Consider the following 320-nt stretch of genomic DNA (forward strand, 5'->3'; position numbering starts at 1 on the left):
CCCTTCAACTGCGGGTACCGATGTTTATAAGTTAATGAAAGGTAGGAGTCGTCCGCCAACGAAACGTGAGTTGATGACCCCTGCAATAAATGTGGATGTGGGTACCTCATACCTCTGGCTACTTAAGAATCGTTATCTTGCAAAAATAGAAAATCCAATTGTTCGTCAGTACGCGATGATATCCGCATACAACGGCGGTACTGGTGGTGTGTTCAGGGCGTTTGGTCATAGAAGTCCAGCAAAAGCGATAGAGGTTATCAATAAGCATACGCCTGAATCGGCCTATAAGGTTCTGAGAAATAAACACCCTAATGCTGAGG

1 protein-coding gene is annotated in these 320 nt (G+C 45.0%); it reads left to right on the forward strand.

The genetic code is table 11. The annotated features are described in order from the left end of the window. Positions 1-34 precede the first annotated feature (34 nt). On the forward strand, positions 35-320 hold a 286-nt coding region (locus AB4585_RS23045; protein ID WP_372171125.1), incomplete at its 3' end, for a transglycosylase SLT domain-containing protein.

Source organism: Vibrio sp. 10N.222.49.C9 (assembly GCF_041474985.1).
GTDB lineage: Bacteria > Pseudomonadota > Gammaproteobacteria > Enterobacterales > Vibrionaceae > Vibrio > Vibrio crassostreae_C.